This is a genomic window from Amycolatopsis oliviviridis, from assembly GCF_014654365.1.
GTDB lineage: Bacteria > Actinomycetota > Actinomycetes > Mycobacteriales > Pseudonocardiaceae > Amycolatopsis > Amycolatopsis oliviviridis.
The window spans coordinates 67,973-81,934 of sequence record NZ_BNAY01000014.1 but is presented as its reverse complement, the minus strand read 5'-3'; the positions used below and the strand labels follow the sequence as shown (position 1 = coordinate 81,934).

The 13,962-nt window shown below is 68.9% G+C and carries 16 protein-coding genes; 7 read left to right on the top strand and 9 right to left on the bottom strand.

Annotation, left to right across the window (positions count from 1 at the left end; all coding sequences use genetic code 11):
• Nucleotides 1–57: 57 nt before the first annotated feature.
• From IE302_RS39770 to IE302_RS39755, 4 genes are all read right to left on the bottom strand, one after another.
• Nucleotides 58–567, bottom strand: coding sequence for an SRPBCC family protein (locus tag IE302_RS39770; RefSeq protein ID WP_191259627.1), 510 nt, complete (start codon nucleotides 565–567; stop codon nucleotides 58–60).
• Complete coding sequence (locus IE302_RS39765; protein ID WP_191259626.1) at nucleotides 564–905, bottom strand: ArsR/SmtB family transcription factor; 342 nt, start codon at nucleotides 903–905, stop codon at nucleotides 564–566. The genes IE302_RS39770 and IE302_RS39765 overlap by 4 nt, the downstream gene beginning before the upstream one ends.
• Nucleotides 906–1,022: 117 nt before the next feature.
• Complete coding sequence (locus IE302_RS39760; RefSeq protein WP_191259625.1) at nucleotides 1,023–2,390, bottom strand: GntT/GntP/DsdX family permease; 1,368 nt, start codon at nucleotides 2,388–2,390, stop codon at nucleotides 1,023–1,025.
• Nucleotides 2,387–2,881 (bottom strand): gluconokinase, encoded by a 495-nt coding sequence (locus tag IE302_RS39755; RefSeq protein WP_191259624.1) that lies wholly within the window; start codon nucleotides 2,879–2,881, stop codon nucleotides 2,387–2,389. The genes IE302_RS39760 and IE302_RS39755 overlap by 4 nt, the downstream gene beginning before the upstream one ends.
• Before the next feature lie 126 nt (nucleotides 2,882–3,007).
• Here IE302_RS39755 and IE302_RS39750 point away from each other — a divergent pair, with 126 nt between their 5' ends.
• Nucleotides 3,008–3,679, top strand: coding sequence for a FadR/GntR family transcriptional regulator (locus IE302_RS39750; RefSeq protein WP_191259676.1), 672 nt, complete (start codon nucleotides 3,008–3,010; stop codon nucleotides 3,677–3,679).
• 38 nt (nucleotides 3,680–3,717) lie between these two features.
• Complete coding sequence (locus tag IE302_RS39745; protein ID WP_191259623.1) at nucleotides 3,718–4,674, top strand: cobalamin biosynthesis protein CobD/CbiB; 957 nt, start codon at nucleotides 3,718–3,720, stop codon at nucleotides 4,672–4,674.
• Between the two features lie 305 nt (nucleotides 4,675–4,979).
• Here the strand turns inward: IE302_RS39745 and IE302_RS39740 are convergent, their stop codons facing one another.
• The 3 genes from IE302_RS39740 to IE302_RS39730 are packed head-to-tail and all read right to left on the bottom strand — an operon-like array spanning nucleotide 4,980 to nucleotide 6,961.
• The gene (locus IE302_RS39740) at nucleotides 4,980–5,600 is read right to left on the bottom strand and encodes an FMN-binding negative transcriptional regulator (RefSeq protein ID WP_191259622.1); all 621 of its coding nucleotides are present in this window, start codon (nucleotides 5,598–5,600) and stop codon (nucleotides 4,980–4,982) included.
• A 54-nt stretch (nucleotides 5,601–5,654) separates the two neighbouring features.
• Nucleotides 5,655–6,476: an SURF1 family cytochrome oxidase biogenesis protein gene (locus tag IE302_RS39735; protein WP_191259621.1), complete on the bottom strand. Its 822-nt coding sequence runs from the start codon at nucleotides 6,474–6,476 to the stop codon at nucleotides 5,655–5,657.
• Between the two features lie 23 nt (nucleotides 6,477–6,499).
• Nucleotides 6,500–6,961, bottom strand: coding sequence for a low molecular weight protein-tyrosine-phosphatase (locus IE302_RS39730; protein ID WP_191259620.1), 462 nt, complete (start codon nucleotides 6,959–6,961; stop codon nucleotides 6,500–6,502).
• A 130-nt stretch (nucleotides 6,962–7,091) separates the two neighbouring features.
• Between IE302_RS39730 and IE302_RS39725 the strand changes: the two genes are divergently transcribed.
• Nucleotides 7,092–7,412: a hypothetical protein gene (locus IE302_RS39725; protein WP_191259619.1), complete on the top strand. Its 321-nt coding sequence runs from the start codon at nucleotides 7,092–7,094 to the stop codon at nucleotides 7,410–7,412.
• Nucleotides 7,413–7,509: 97 nt separating this feature from the next.
• On the opposite strand, the gene IE302_RS39720 is transcribed toward IE302_RS39725, so the two are convergent.
• Entirely contained in the window at nucleotides 7,510–8,067 is a 558-nt protein-coding gene (locus IE302_RS39720; protein WP_191259618.1) for a chorismate mutase, read from the bottom strand.
• A 31-nt stretch (nucleotides 8,068–8,098) separates the two neighbouring features.
• Between IE302_RS39720 and IE302_RS39715 the strand changes: the two genes are divergently transcribed.
• The 4 genes from IE302_RS39715 (at nucleotide 8,099) to IE302_RS39700 (ending at nucleotide 12,744) form a co-directional block, all read left to right on the top strand.
• Entirely contained in the window at nucleotides 8,099–8,920 is an 822-nt protein-coding gene (locus tag IE302_RS39715; RefSeq protein ID WP_191259617.1) for a Nif3-like dinuclear metal center hexameric protein, read from the top strand.
• A 16-nt stretch (nucleotides 8,921–8,936) separates the two neighbouring features.
• Nucleotides 8,937–9,674, top strand: a complete 738-nt coding sequence (locus tag IE302_RS39710) for a zinc ribbon domain-containing protein (RefSeq protein WP_191259616.1) — start codon at nucleotides 8,937–8,939, stop codon at nucleotides 9,672–9,674.
• On the top strand, nucleotides 9,671–10,798 hold the full coding sequence (locus IE302_RS39705; protein ID WP_191259615.1) for a bifunctional RNase H/acid phosphatase: 1,128 nt from the start codon (nucleotides 9,671–9,673) through the stop codon (nucleotides 10,796–10,798). Before IE302_RS39710 ends, IE302_RS39705 begins: the two co-directional genes overlap by 4 nt.
• 218 nt (nucleotides 10,799–11,016) lie before the next feature.
• Complete coding sequence (locus IE302_RS39700; protein ID WP_191259614.1) at nucleotides 11,017–12,744, top strand: hypothetical protein; 1,728 nt, start codon at nucleotides 11,017–11,019, stop codon at nucleotides 12,742–12,744.
• 81 nt (nucleotides 12,745–12,825) lie between these two features.
• Here IE302_RS39700 and sfnG read toward each other — a convergent pair whose 3' ends face one another.
• A complete protein-coding gene (gene sfnG, locus IE302_RS39695) occupies nucleotides 12,826–13,953 on the bottom strand; it encodes a dimethylsulfone monooxygenase SfnG (RefSeq protein ID WP_191259613.1) in 1,128 nt (375 codons plus the stop codon).
• Nucleotides 13,954–13,962 lie beyond the last annotated feature (9 nt).

Genomic DNA, 13,962 nt, shown 5'->3' with positions numbered 1-13,962 from the left:
TCTTTCAGGACGAGATATGTCCTGAAAGGCCCTTTCCTGACACTTGCGGACCTCTGGTCAGGAAGCGGCGGGGACGAGCGGAGCGTCCGTCTCCAGCAGCGACTTGAGGTCCGACAGGATCCACGGCCAGCCGCCACCGGCGTTCTCGCCCGGTCCGGCGTTGATGTCCTCCTGCGAGCCGTTGACCAGCGAGGCGGTCGTCGGCGCGTCGGTGACGTCGTGGGTCACGGTCAGCCGGGTGCCCGCGGTCTTCGTCTCTTCGATCTCGTAGGTGAGCTTGGTGTACGGCTCCTTGTCGAAGGACGGGTCCATCAGCAGCTTCCAGGTGATGACCAGCTTGCGTGGCGGATCGACTTCGAGCACCTCGCCGTCGACGAGGTCGTTGGTGAACCCGGCCTCGACGTAATCCGGCGTGGGGTGGGTGGCGTGCTTGCCGCCCGGCCGCAGGTCGTAGTCGACCAAGCCGGTGTAGCCGTACTTCCGCGACCATTCGGGCTTCGTGATGGCGTCCCAGATCTTCTCCGGGGTGGCCTTGATGTAGACGCGGTAGACCTGGGTGTCGGTCATGAGGGCTCCTCTGGTTCGTGTTCCGGGGTTTCGAGTTCGGCTTTGAGGTCGAGCAACGCGGTCACGGTGCGCTCGGTGAACTTGTCGATCCACCTGTCGTGGATCTGCCGGATCGGAACCGGGTTGAGGAAGTGCTTCTTCTCCCGGCCCTCCTTGCGCGTGACGACAAGTCCGGCTTCTTCCAACAGTTTCAAGTGCTTCATCACGCCGAACCGGCTCATGTCCACTTCGGACTCGAGTTCGGTCAGCGTGCGGCCGTCACGCGCGAACAGCTGGTCGAGCAGGAACCGGCGGGTCGGATCTGCCAGGGCCTTGAAAACCAGGTCGTCGTCGGGCACGAAGGAAGAATAGGTGACCAAAAGGTCACGTGTCAATCGGAACCTTCCGGAAGCGCGTGAAGGCCCCCTTCCCTCGGCTCATCCGAGGGAAGGGGGCCTTCACGCGCTCGGAGGGAACTACAGCAGGGCGCCCAGCGGCAGGATCAGCGCGATCGCGACCACGGAGATGACCGTCTCCATGATCGACCAGCTCTTCAGTGTCTGCCCGACCGAAAGCCCGAAGTACTCCTTGACCAGCCAGAACCCGGCGTCGTTGACATGTGAGAAGAACAGCGAACCGGCGCCGATCGCCAGCACCAGCAGCGCGCTGTGCGACGGGTCCATGGTCGCCGCGAGCGGCGCCACGATGCCGGCGGCGGACACCGTCGCGACCGTCGCGGAGCCGGTGGCGAGCCGGATCGCGACCGCGACCAGCCAGCCGAGCAGCAGTGGCGACAGGTTCGCGCCGGTGGCAAGGCCGGTGATGACGTTGCCGACCCCGGCGTCGACGAGGGTCTGCTTGAACCCGCCGCCCGCGCCGACGATGAGCAGGATCCCGGCGATCGGCGGGAGCGAGTCGGCCACCGTCGAGGCCAGCTTGTCGCGCGTGAAGCCCGCGGATTTGCCCAGGGTGAGCATGCCGAGCAGGACCGCGGCGAGCAGCGCCACCAGCGGGTCGCCGATGAAGTCGAGCACGCGGCGGAGGTGGTTCTCCTTGTCCAGCAGGATGTCCGCGAGCGCCTTGCCCATCATCAGCACGACCGGCAGCAGCACGGTCGACAGCGTCGCGAGGAAGCCGGGACGTCGTCCGTCTCCTGTGGACGATTCGGGAACGAGCCGTTCCGGTGCGACGGCGTCCGGGACCATCTTCGCGGCCAGCCTGCCGAACAGCGGTCCGGCGATGATCACCGTCGGGATCGCGACGAGCAGGCCGAAGGCCAGGGTGAGGCCGACGTTCGCGTTCAGCGCGCCCGCGGCGGCGAGCGGCCCGGGGTGCGGCGGGACGAGACCGTGCAGCACCGAAAGCCCGGCGAGGGCGGGGATGCCCAGCATCAGCAACGGTTTCCCGGTGCGCTTGGCGACCAGCAGGATCACCGGGATCAGCATGACCAGGCCGATCTCGAAGAACATCGGCAGCCCGATCAGCGCGGCGACCAGCGCCATCGCCCACGGCAGGGTGCGGTCGCCCGCGCGGCGCAGGATGGTGTCGACGATCTGGTCCGCGCCGCCGGAATCGGCGAGCAGTTTGCCGAGCATCGCACCGAGCGCGATCAGCACGCCGACCGAGGCGACGGTGGAGCCGACGCCGGAACTGAAGCTCTTGATCAGCTTGTCCACCGGCATGCCCCCGACGAGCCCGAGCACGCCGGAGCCGAGGATGAGGGCCAGGAAGGGATGCTGTTTCGCCTTGGTGATCAGGACGACGATCACGGCGATGGCGAGCACCGTCGCGCCGATGAGGCGGGTGTCGTGTCCGGTCCAGGCGGCGGCGAGTGTCGTGGTCATCGGCGGTCCTTGAAAGCGGAAAGGGTGGTGTCGACGATTTCTTCCGGTGTCCTGGAGATGTCGGCCACGATGCCGAACTCATCCGGTCGCAACGGTTCGAGGTCGGCGAGCTGGGAGTCCAGAAGGGACACCGGCATGAAATGACCGGAGCGGGTCTTCATCCGGCTCGCGAGCAGTTCGCGGTCGCCGTGCAGGTGCAGGAACCAGACATCGCCGCCGCCGCGCAGGATGTCGCGGTAGCGATACTTCAGCGCGGAAGAGGTGACGACACCGCCGGAGGCCTGGTGGTCGGAGATCCAGGCGGCGATGGCTTCGAGCCAGGGTTGCCGGTCCTCGTCGTTCAGCGGGTGGCCGGAGCTCATCTTGTCGATGTTCGCCTTCGGATGGAACGAATCCGCTTCGGCGTAGTCGACGCCGAGCCAGGCGGCGAGTTCCGTGCCCACGGTCGTCTTGCCCGAGCCGGAAACGCCCATCACCACGATGACGGTCATCCGTACCTCCCACGTCGTTGTAGCCCGACGAGTACAGCTCAAAAGTACTACTTAAGCAACATCAAGTACTACTTAATCGAATCAGAGGGTTAAGGTCGCCTGGTGGGCAACGACAGGCATGCCGAAATGCTCGACACGGTCGGCTCCGCGATCGCGAACGGACAGCTGCCACCGGGCTCCGTGCTGCGCTCGGAGGAGCTCCAAGAGCGGTTCGGCGCGTCCCGGACGGTGGCGCGCGAGGTGGTGCGTGTCCTCGAAGCGATGTGCCTGACCAGCAGCAAGCGCCGGGTCGGGGTGATCGTGCGTGAGCCCCGGGAGTGGAACCACTACGACCCGCGGCTGCTCCGCTGGCAACTCGACGGATCCGAGCGGAAGACCGCCCTGCTCACACTGACCGAACTGCGCTCCGGCGTCGAACCGTGCGCGGCCCGGTACGCCGCGCTGCGGGCGACACCCGAAGAGGGCGGCCGCCTTCGCGCGCTGGCGAAGCGGCTGGAGGAGACCGCGCACCGCCGCGACCTCGTGACCTTCCTGGAGCACGACGTCGCTTTCCACGATCTGCTGCTGTCCGCGTCGCGGAATCCGATGTTCGCGCAGCTTTCCGCGGTCGTCGCCGAAGTGCTCGCCGGGCGCACCGGGCACGGGCTGATGCCGGACGAACCCCAGCCCGAGGCCGTCGCGCTGCACGTCGAGGTCGCGGCCGCCATCGACGCCGGCGACCCTGACCGGGCCGAACGCGCGATGCGGGACATCGTCATCCAGGCGCGTGACGAGATGGCCGTCCTCCTGGACAGATGATCTTCGAGTAATCTCGGCAGGTCTTCGAGGGATACTGCATGCAGGGGGCGACGGTGAGCGCGGCGCGCGCGATCGGCTTGGTGTTGGGGGTGGCCGCGGACGGGGCGATCGGGGATCCCCGGTCACGCCGCCCGGTGACGGCGTTCGCCAGGGCGGCTTCGGCGGTGGACACGAAGGTCCGGTCGAAACACCCGCTGGCCGGAGTGCTGTGGACCGGCGGTCTCGCGGGGTCCGCCGTGCTGGCGGGCGTGCTCGCCGAACGCGCCGGACGGCGCAGCCCCGTTTTGCAGGCGACCACGACCGCGGTGACCACCTGGGCCGTCCTCGGCGCCGCCGGACTGGCCGCGAACGGCACCTCGCTGGCGCGGGACCTCGAAGAAGGCGAACTCGAGACCGCGCGCGGCACACTGTCCACACTGGACCCCCGGGTCGCCGACGAACTCGGCGTCATCGGCCTTTCCCGCGCTTCGGTGGAAACGCTCGCCGAGAACACCGCGGACGTCGTCATCGCGCCGTTGGTGTGGGGAGCGCTGGCCGGGGTGCCTGGCCTGCTCGGTTCGCGCGTGATCAGCCTGCTGCGGGGTCTCGGCAGGGGACGTCCCGAGCGGTACCGCTGGCTCGTCGCCCGGTTGGACGAAATCGTCCATCTCGTGCCCACGCGGGTCGCGGCCGGGCTGACCGTGCTCGCGGCACCCGTCGTCGGCGGTTCGGCGGGCGGCGCGTGGCGGGCGTGGCGGCGGGACACGGCCGCGCACCCAAGCCCGAACGCGGGCCGCGTCGAGGCCGCTTTCGCCGGGGCGCTGGAGATCCGGGTCGGCGGGCGGACGGTGTATCCGCACGGGGTCGAGGAACTGCCGGTGCTCGGCATCGGCCGCAACCCGGACGCCGGGCACGTGACGCGGGCCGTCGAGCTTTCGCGGGTGGTCGGGTGGCTGGGCGCGATCAGCTCGGTGGTGCTGGCGGGTCTCGTCGGCCTGTGGCGGCGTCGGCGCTGACCCGCTTCGGGGTTCGGGGGAGCAGGGGACCTTTGCTATCGCCGGGTGCCCTGACCTGCGGAAAGAGAGCAAGGGACCTTTGCTGTCGCTCGGTGACCGGTAGGGGTGTGTGGAAATAGGGACGTTGAGTGTCCCTATTTCCACACACCCCTCACGCCGCGTAGGCGCGAACACTGACCGTGTGGATTTTGGTGCGTTCAACGCACCAAAATCCACACAGTGACGCGAGCGGTCCCCCGGGGGAGCAGGGGACCTTTGCTATCGCCTGGTGCCCTGACCTGCGGAAAGGGAGCAAGGGACCTTTGCTATCGCTCCCGCCGCGCCAGCTGCGCCCGCGCCAGGCCGTCCCCCGGGCCGCCGCGCCGCTCCAGTTCCCCGTCGATCCGTGAGCGGTCGCCGGGCTGCTTGTTCCCGCCGTACTTGAACTTCGCCCGCACCCCGGTCACGGTCAGTTCGACACCGCGGATGCCGGGGAGCAGCCGCTTGTCCGGCGCCTCGGTGGCGCTGACCGCCACCCGGTCCGAGCCAGGTTCGAAATGCGCGAGCTGCCGGTCCAGGAGCGCGGCCTTCTCCGTCGCGTCGTCGACCAGCCGGACGTCGCATTCGAGCTGGACGGACGCGTAGTACGACGTCGGGACGCCGTGCGGAGGGTCGGCCGGGGTGTTCCAGCCGGACCGGATGTAGGTGTGGTCGCCGGTCACCGCGAGCAGTGCGCGCGGGTGTTCCTCCAGTAGCGGCCAGACCGGGTTGGGGCGCGCGAGGTGCAGCAGGACCGTCCGGTCACCGTCGTAGACGAAGTGCACCGGGTTGACGATGGGCAGGTCACGGCCCGCGCCGCCGGCGATCAGCTGGCCGAAGTCGTGCGCCGAGAGCCAGGCCCGCCATTCGGCGTCGTCGTGGGCGGCGTCCCACGGGTGAATCAGCATGATCGAGTATGAACACGCGGAATGGACCTATAAAAGGGCCATTTTCGTGTCGGATCAGGTGGCCACTTCGGAGCGCTCGTCCTCGGCCAGCAGCTCGGCGACGCTCTTGCGCCGTTGCGGCCGTTCCGTGGTCAGCGCTCCGCCCGGCTTCAGCTCGCGGACGGTGAAGTACAGCCAGCCCATCAGCGCCATCGCCCCGAACGCGATCCACTGGAGCGCGTAGGAGAAGAACGGCCCGGCGTCGGTCTGCGGCAGCGGCAGCGCGCCCAGCACGCCGGGCTGGTTCACGTCGAGCTGGAAGTAGCCCGGCCGGATGTCCAGCTTCGCGGCCCGCGCGACGACCTGGGAATCGACGACGTAGCTCTGCAACTTCCCGCCGGTCGACTCGTCGGCGAAGGCGTCGCGGTTCTTCCCGTCCCGCTCGTCGTGCCGCGCCCGCGTGACGATGTCGACCGTTCCGGCGGGAGGCGCGGCGAAGGGGAGGGCGCGCGACTTGTCGTCGAGCCGGACGTAGCCGCGGTCGACCAGCACGATCGTGCCTTCGACGGTCCGGAACGGCGTCAGTACCTCGAAGGCCGCTTCGCCCTGTACGGAGCGAAGGCGGGCCACGACCTCGCCCTCGGGCAGGTACGTGCCCTTCATCGCGACCAGGTGCCATTCGGTGCGCTGATCAGGCACGGCACCGTTGGGCAGCAGCTGCTCCAGCGACCGTGGCTGCCCGGAGAACGACTCCCGCAGCGCCGCGTTCTGGTGTTCACGTTCGGTGTCGCGGGAGAACTGCCACGGCGCGAGCAGGGTGAAGCACGTGATGGCGAAGGTGAACACCACCAACGTCAAAGCCAGCCACCCGGGCTTAAGCAGGAACTTCAACCGCACCCCACCACGGTAAGCGGTCGGCCTCAGGCGTGTGCGCGCACCCAGTCGAGCAGGCCCGGAACGGACCGCTCGATCATGCCGAGGACGTCTTCGAAACCGTCGTCTTCGCCGTAGTACGGGTCGGGGACCTCGGCGCCTTCGGGCGCCGTCGGATCGAACTCGCGCAGCAGGCGGACCTTCGCCGGGTCCGACACCTTCCGCCGGAGGAACGACAGGTGACTGTCATCGGCCGCGAGCAGCAGGTCGGCGGCCAGATGTCCGCGATCGACCTCGGCCGCGACGTGACCGGTCGGGTAACCGTGTTCGGCGAGCTTCGCGCGGGCCCGCTTGTCGGCGGCCTCGCCCACGTGCCAGCCACCGGTGCCCGCGCTGGACACCTGGACGAGATGGTCGAGACCGGCTTCCTCGACCTTCGCGCGGAAGACGAGCTCGGCCATCGGGGAGCGGCAGATGTTGCCGGAACAGACGAAGACGATGTGCAGCACCCGATCAGTGTGAAGGCCGCCGGAGATCGACCGCTCACCGGCTCCGAACGGCTATCGGGCGCGCCGAACTGGAAAGCCGGGACGAAGCGGGAGTAGACCACCTGGAGAGAAACACGCAGGAAGGTCGCGTATGAGCGCACCACTACCCACCGTCGAGTCCCCGGCAACCGGGCTCCGCTGGTATCGCATCACCGTCAAGCATCCGCACCCCTACGAGGTCGGGCGGATCCTGTCGGAGCACCACTTCGTCCAGGCCAGATCGCCGAAAGAGGCGATGACCAGGATGCCGTTGCACCTCCGGTCGGGCGCGTCCGTCGCGCCGTACCAGGTCGTCGAACCCGAGGTCCCCGATCACTCGACGAAGGCCTATCGGGCGATGCTGTGGACGGGCCGCGTGATGCGCGCGGCCGGCCGCTGGGCGGTCAACAAGGACGCGAAGGCGCTGGACTGACGGCTGGCCCCGGGGCGCGATAGCAAAGGTCCCTTGCTCTCTTTCCGCAGGTCAGCGGCCCCGGCGATAGCAAAGGTCCCTTGCTTCCGCCCCGGGGTCAGGGGTGCGTGCAGGCCGACCGCACGGACTCCCCGAGCGCCACCGAGTGCAACCGGTCCAGTCCGCGTCCCGCGTCGACCAGCCGCACCGTGACCGCCAGCCGCACGTCGCAGGACCGCCGCGCCCGCGCGTCCCGCGTCGCCGCGAGTTCGGTGAGCAGGCCGGTGTTGAGCCGGTCGATCACCGGGCGGACCTCGGTGCCCAGATCGGGCCGCTCCGCCGGCCGCGTGTCCGGGTGCGCGGTCCACTTCGCGTACAGGCCGCGCTGCACGACCTTGTTCGCTTCGATCTGGTCGCGGAAGAACCGCACGACGCCGTCCGCGTCGAGACCGAGTCCGGGGGCCTTCGCCGCCACCGAGTCGAGGATCTGCTGTTCGCGCACCGGGTCGTCGATCGGCGACGGTGTGCCGAACTTCGCGGCCGCGACCTTGTCGGCGATCTGCACGCGCCGCGCGGCGAGATCGGTCAGTTCCCAGAATCCCGGAGACGCCGACGCCGGCGTGGGCACCGCCAGCAACCCGGCCACGAGCAACACACAGAGCACCCGAAGTCGCATGTCCGGAAACGCTACATGCGAAAATCCCCCGGTGCCCGCGCTAGCCGAAGTCATCGCCGCCCTGGAACAGGCGTATCCGCCCGAACTCGCCGAATCGTGGGACGCCGTCGGACTCGTCTGCGGCGACCCGGCCGAGAACGTGGACAAGGTCCTGTTCTGCGTCGACCCGGTCGACGAGACCGTCGACGAGGCGATCGACCTCGGCGCACGGCTGATCGTCGCCCACCATCCGCTGCTGTTGCGCGGCGTCCACGGCGTCCCGGCCGACAGCACCAAGGGGCGCCTCGTGCACCGCATGATCCGTGCCGGCGTCGCCCTCTACTGCGCGCACACCAACGCCGATTCCGCGTCGCCCGGCGTCTCCGACGCGCTCGCCGACGCCATCGGCCTGACCGTCCTCGGGCCGCTCGATCCGCGCGAGGACGGCGTCACCGGCATCGGCCGCATCGGCGAACTGCCCGCGCCCGAACCGTTCGCCGCCTTCGTCGAACGCGTCGCGAACGCCTTGCCGCGCACGGAACCCGGCGTCTACGGCGCGGGCGACCCGGCCCGTCCGATCCGCCGCGTCGCCGTTTCCGGCGGTTCCGGGGACAGCTATCTCAAGCGGGCCACCGCCGCCGGGGTCGACGCCTACGTCACCGCCGATCTCCGGCATCATCCCGCCGGCGAGCACCTCGCCGAGATCGCCGAAGTCCCCGCCCTGGTCGGCGTCACGCACTGGGCGAGCGAATGGCCGTGGTGTGAGCAAGCCTCGGGCGTCGTCCGTGCCGCGTTTACGGGTAACGTCGACGTTCACGTCTCCACGCGGTGCACCGACCCGTGGACGCTACGGGCCACCCGAACCGAGCACTAAAACTTCAAGGAGCACCGTGAAGGCCGACCCCGCCGTCCAGCGCCAGCTGCTCGAACTCGCGAAGGTGGACGCCGAACTCGCGCGTACCGCCCACCGTCGCCGCACCCTGCCGGAGATCGCCGAGATCGACGCGGGCGAGAAGACGGTGCGCGAACGACGGGACGCGCTGGTCTCGGTCCAGACGGCGGTCTCCGATCTCGACCGCGAGATCGCCCGCCAGGAGAAGGAGATCGAGTCGGTGCGCGCCCGCGGCGACCGCGACCGCAAGCTGCTGGAATCCGGGTCCGTCGCGGCCAAGCAGATGACCGACATCGAGCACGAGCTCAACAGCCTCAACCGGCGCCAGTCCGCGCTCGAAGACGACCTGCTGGAGCTGATGGAACGCCGCGAGGCGCTCGAACTCGACGCCCAGCGCACCAGCGCCGAGGTCGCCAAGGCCGAGGGCGAGGTCGCCGAAGCCGTCGGCCGCCGCGACGAGAACTTCGCCGACCTCGACACCACGAAGGCGCGCCGCGACGAGGACCGGGCCAAGCTCCTGCCACGGTTCCCGGAAGACCTGCTGAAGCTCTACGAGCGGGTCCGGGCGCACAAGGGCATCGGCGCGTCGCTGCTGCGGGCCCGCCGCTGCGGCGCCTGCCAGCTCGACATCGACCGCCGCGAGATCGCCGAGATCAAGGCCGCGCCCGAGGACAACGTCATCCAGTGCGAGAACTGCGGCGCCATCCTGGTGCGCACGCTGGAGTCCGGCCTGTGACCGACCACGTGCTCATCGAGGCCGACGGCGGGTCCCGGGGCAACCCCGGTCCCGCCGGGTACGGCGCGGTCGTCAAGGACGCGGCCACCGGTGAGGTCCTCGCCGAGCGCAAGGCCTACGTCGGCATCGCGACCAACAACGTCGCCGAGTACGGCGGCCTGATCGCCGGGCTCGCCGCGGCCGCCGAACTCGGAGCGTCCACAGTGGACGTCCGGATGGACTCGAAGCTCGTGGTGGAGCAGATGTCCGGGCGCTGGAAGGTCAAGCACCCGTCGATGCAGCCGCTCAACGCCGAGGCGAAGGAGCTGGCGGCGCGCTTTTCGCGCGTGCGCTACGAGTGGATCCCGCGCGCGGAGAACTCCCACGCGGACGGGCTCGCGAACGAGGCGATGGACGCCGGACGGGACGGCGCCCAGCCCGCGAAGAAGGCGGAAGCGCCGAAGACCGTGAAGCAGGACAGGATCAGCCCTGTCGGCTGGACCGGCGCCACCGGAACGCCGACCAAACTGCTCCTCGTGCGGCACGGCCAGACGGCGATGTCGGTCGACAAGCGGTACTCCGGCCGCGGCGACGTGCCGCTCACCGAGCACGGCAAGCAGCAGGCGGCCGCCGCCGCGAAACGTCTCGGCGCGATGGAGGGCCTGGTCGTCGACGGCGAGGTCGCGCCGATCATCGCCTCACCGCTGATCCGCACCCAGCAGACCGCGCAGGCGATCGCGGACGCGCTCGGCGGCCGGGTCGAGACCCACCCCGGGCTGATCGAGACCGATTTCGGCGACTGGGAGGGCCTCACCTTCAAGGAGGCCATGGACCGCGATCCCGAATTCCAGACCAGCTGGCTTTCCGACACGTCGATCGCGGCGCCCGGCGGGGAGAGCTTCGACGGCGTCCACCAGCGGGTCCGCAAGGCCCGCGACGAGCTGATCGCGCAGTACGGCGGACGGACGCTCGTGCTGGTCAGCCATGTCACGCCGATCAAAGCGCTGCTGCGGATGGGCCTGGACGCCGGTCCGTCGCTGCTGTTCCGCCTGCACCTGGACCTGGCCTCGCTGTCGATCGTCGAGTTCTACCCGGACGGCAACGCCTCGGTTCGCTTGGTGAACGACATCTCGCACCTCTCGTAGCCCGGAACTGTGGCGCCTTTCACGCCGTGGCGGGGAGGGGTGACCGCGACGAAGGCGCCTACGGCTAAAGTGACCAGGTCTTTTGATCTCTTGAAGTCGCGCCGTGTTGGCCGAAGGCCCCGCTATCGCGATGGCAGGGCGCCTTTCAGATCGACGTGACTTCACCGCGGTAGTGCGCCCTGGCAGCGCGATGGCGGTCGGCGCGATATGGAGCAGGCATGACGGCGAGCGCACTGAGCGAAGCTTCCGAAAAAGACGTGCCCGAACCGCCGGCCCGCCGTGGCCTCGCCGTTCGGATCGCGCCGTACCTGGCGGTCCTCGCCGGTGTCGCTGCGCTGGCCTGGCACGCCACGCTCTACGGCCACTGGATCGTCGACGACGCGGCCATCACCTTCTCCTACGCGCGCAGCTTCGCCGACGGGCTCGGCCCGGTGCTCCAGCCGGGGCAGCCGTCGGTCGAGGGCTGGTCGAACTCGACCTGGCTGGTGCTGCTGGCGGTCGGGAAGCTCTTCGGCATCTTCGACAGCGGCACGCTGTTCGGCCTTCCCGACTACGTCCTGTTCCCGAAGCTGCTGGGGCTCCTGTTCACCGCCGGGACGCTGGCCGCCTGCCACGTCGCGGCGAAGCAGATCTTCGAGCGTTTCGCCTGGCTGGCGACGCTGGTCGTCGGGCTGACGCTGGCCGCGATCCCGTCGTTCGTGATCTGGACCATCTCCGGTCTGGAGAACTCCCTGTTCGGGATGGCCGTCGCGTGGCTCGCCGTGCTGCTGTTCGTCGCCGTCCGCAAGGACACCGTGCTCACCGCGAAGGTCGCGATCTGGTCCGGCGTGCTGGTCGCGTTCGCCGCGCTGACCCGCCCCGAAGGCCTGATCTACGGCGCCGCGTACCCGCTCGTCGTCCTGTCCCAGCTGCGGAAGCCGCTGCTGGGGCAGAGCGTCAAACTCGTCGTGATGTCGGTGGTCGCGTTCGCGATCCCGTTCGGCGCGTACCTCACCTGGCGGATCGCGGAATTCGGCAGGCTGCTGGCGAACCCGTCCATCGCGAAGGGACAGGGCCTGCCCGGGCTTTCGGCGCTGAAGCAGCCGTTCGAGCTGGTCGGCTACGCCGGTGTCGCCGGGACGATCCTGCTGGCGCTGACCATCGGTTACGCGCTGGTCCGGGCGGAATGGCGGCAGGCGTTCGTCGCCCTGCTGACGCCGCTGGCGCTGGGCATCGTCGCCTACGGCGTGATGGTCCCGGACTGGATGGGCCAGCACCGCTTCGCCACCCCGGTGTGGATCCTCGCCGCGCTGGCGGGAACGCTGGCCGCGGGTGAGCTGCTGCGCCGTTCGCGGGCGGTACTGCGGACCGTCGTGGTGCTCGTGCTGGTCGCGGCCTCGATCCCGTCCGGGATGGGCTTCGCGTCGTCGTCGGAGAAGTTCCAGCAGAGCCCGACGGTGCCCGCGTGCCTCATCGCCGACCGCTTCGGCCGCGGTTTCAACACCATGGCCGACATCCTCGGTCTCCAGCAGGCGTCGCTGCTGCTGCCCGACCTCGGCGGCTCGTCGATGACCAGCCGTCTGCACCTGGTCGACATGGCCGGGCTGGTCGAGGCGGACGTCGCGGACTTCCTCAAGAAGGGCGACCTGCCGGGGCTGCGTGACTACGTGTTCGACAAGGTCAAGCCGACCTTCATCCACTCGTGGGGCCCGTGGGCCGCGGGCAACGGCATCACCGTCGACCCGCGGATCGACCGCGACTACGAGCCGGTCTTCGTGTACCCGGGCGGCGGCCCGCGCAACGGGGACTTCGTGCGCAAGGACGCCGTCTCCAGCCCCGAGAAGCTGAAGGCCGTCCAGGACTACGCGGCGAAGACCATGCCGGAAGTCGAGAAGCTGCGCTTCGGCAAGCCGCTCAACGACTGCGGCCCCACGATGCACCCAGGCCAGACGGTGTATCTCCCTTAAGCACCCATGCATTTCGTCCTCTGGATGCGGTAGTTGCCTCGCGCAAAGACCGCATCCAGAGGACGAAATGCGTTTCAGGGATCAGGGAGTGGAAGTGACCAGGGGCTCCGGGGTGGCGGCGCCCCGTTCCAGGTCCGCCTCCTTCGCCCGGATCACCGGCAGCACGTGCTTCCCGAAGTACTCGACGTCCTCCAGGTAGTGCAGGAAACCGAGCAACAGCAGATTCGCCCCGCGCTTCTTGTACTCGATGGCCCGGTCCGCGATCTGCTCCGGCGTGCCGATCAGCCCGGTGCGGAAGCCGTCGTTGTACTGCACCAGATCCTTGAACTCCGAGTCGGCCCACATCCCCTTCCTGTCCGAAGTGGAGCCTCCCGCCTGCTTGACGGCGTTGCGGAAACCTTCGACGGCGTCGGTGTTCGCCTTCTCGACGATCTCGCGCAGCACGGCCTTCGCTTCGCTTTCGGTCTCCCGGGCGATCACGAAACCGTTGAGCCCGAAGCGGACGGCGTGGTCGTTCTCGGCCGCGTACCCGCGGACCTCCTCGACCTGCTCGCTGAACCCGTCGAAGTCCTTGCCGTTGCTGAAGTACCAGTCGGAGACCCGGCCCGCGAGCTTCCGCGCCGCGGTGGAGTTGCCGCCCTGGAAGATCTCCGGATGCGGCCGCCCGACCGGTTTGGGTTTGATGTCGAAATCGTGGATCCGATAGAAATCACCGGCGAATTCGGCGTGGTCGTTCGTCCAGAGTTCCTTCAGTACGCGAATGAACTCTTCCGAACGACGGTACCGTTCGTCGTGTTCCAGCCACGGTTCACCGAGGTTCGTGAATTCGTCCTTGAACCAGCCGCTGACCACGTTGACCGCCGCGCGCCCGCCGGAGATCACGTCCGCGCTGGCGATGAACTTCGCGAGCACCCCGGGATGCCACAGTCCCGGATGGATCGCCGCGATCACCTTCAGCCGCTGCGTCGCGAGCAGCAGCGCGAGGCTGAAACCGGTCGATTCGTGCTGGTAGGCGGCCCCGTAGCTGGCCGTGTAGCGGACCTGGCTCAGCGCGTATTCGAACCCGCTGTTCTCGGCGAGGACGGCGAGATCCCGGTTGTACTCGTATCCCCAGTCGGTGCGCTGCTCGATGTCGCTGGTGACCAGGCCGCCGCTCACATTGGGGACCCAATAGGCGAATTTGAGTGGTTCGGATTCGATTCCCGGCATGTCGCGGAG

Excerpts from the sequence above, each read along its gene's own strand:
- IE302_RS39770 (WP_191259627.1), bottom strand. The coding sequence starts at position 567 with ATGACCGACACCCAGGTCTACCGCGTCTACATCAAGGCCACCCCGGAG.
- IE302_RS39760 (WP_191259625.1), bottom strand. The coding sequence starts at position 2,390 with ATGACCACGACACTCGCCGCCGCCTGGACCGGACACGACACCCGCCTC.
- IE302_RS39755 (WP_191259624.1), bottom strand. The coding sequence starts at position 2,881 with ATGACCGTCATCGTGGTGATGGGCGTTTCCGGCTCGGGCAAGACGACC.
- IE302_RS39750 (WP_191259676.1), top strand. The coding sequence starts at position 3,008 with ATGCTCGACACGGTCGGCTCCGCGATCGCGAACGGACAGCTGCCACCG.
- IE302_RS39745 (WP_191259623.1), top strand. The coding sequence starts at position 3,718 with ATGCAGGGGGCGACGGTGAGCGCGGCGCGCGCGATCGGCTTGGTGTTG.
- IE302_RS39740 (WP_191259622.1), bottom strand. The coding sequence starts at position 5,600 with ATGCTGATTCACCCGTGGGACGCCGCCCACGACGACGCCGAATGGCGG.
- IE302_RS39725 (WP_191259619.1), top strand. The coding sequence starts at position 7,092 with ATGAGCGCACCACTACCCACCGTCGAGTCCCCGGCAACCGGGCTCCGC.
- IE302_RS39720 (WP_191259618.1), bottom strand. The coding sequence starts at position 8,067 with ATGCGACTTCGGGTGCTCTGTGTGTTGCTCGTGGCCGGGTTGCTGGCG.
- IE302_RS39700 (WP_191259614.1), top strand. The coding sequence starts at position 11,017 with ATGACGGCGAGCGCACTGAGCGAAGCTTCCGAAAAAGACGTGCCCGAA.
- sfnG (WP_191259613.1), bottom strand. The coding sequence starts at position 13,953 with ATGCCGGGAATCGAATCCGAACCACTCAAATTCGCCTATTGGGTCCCC.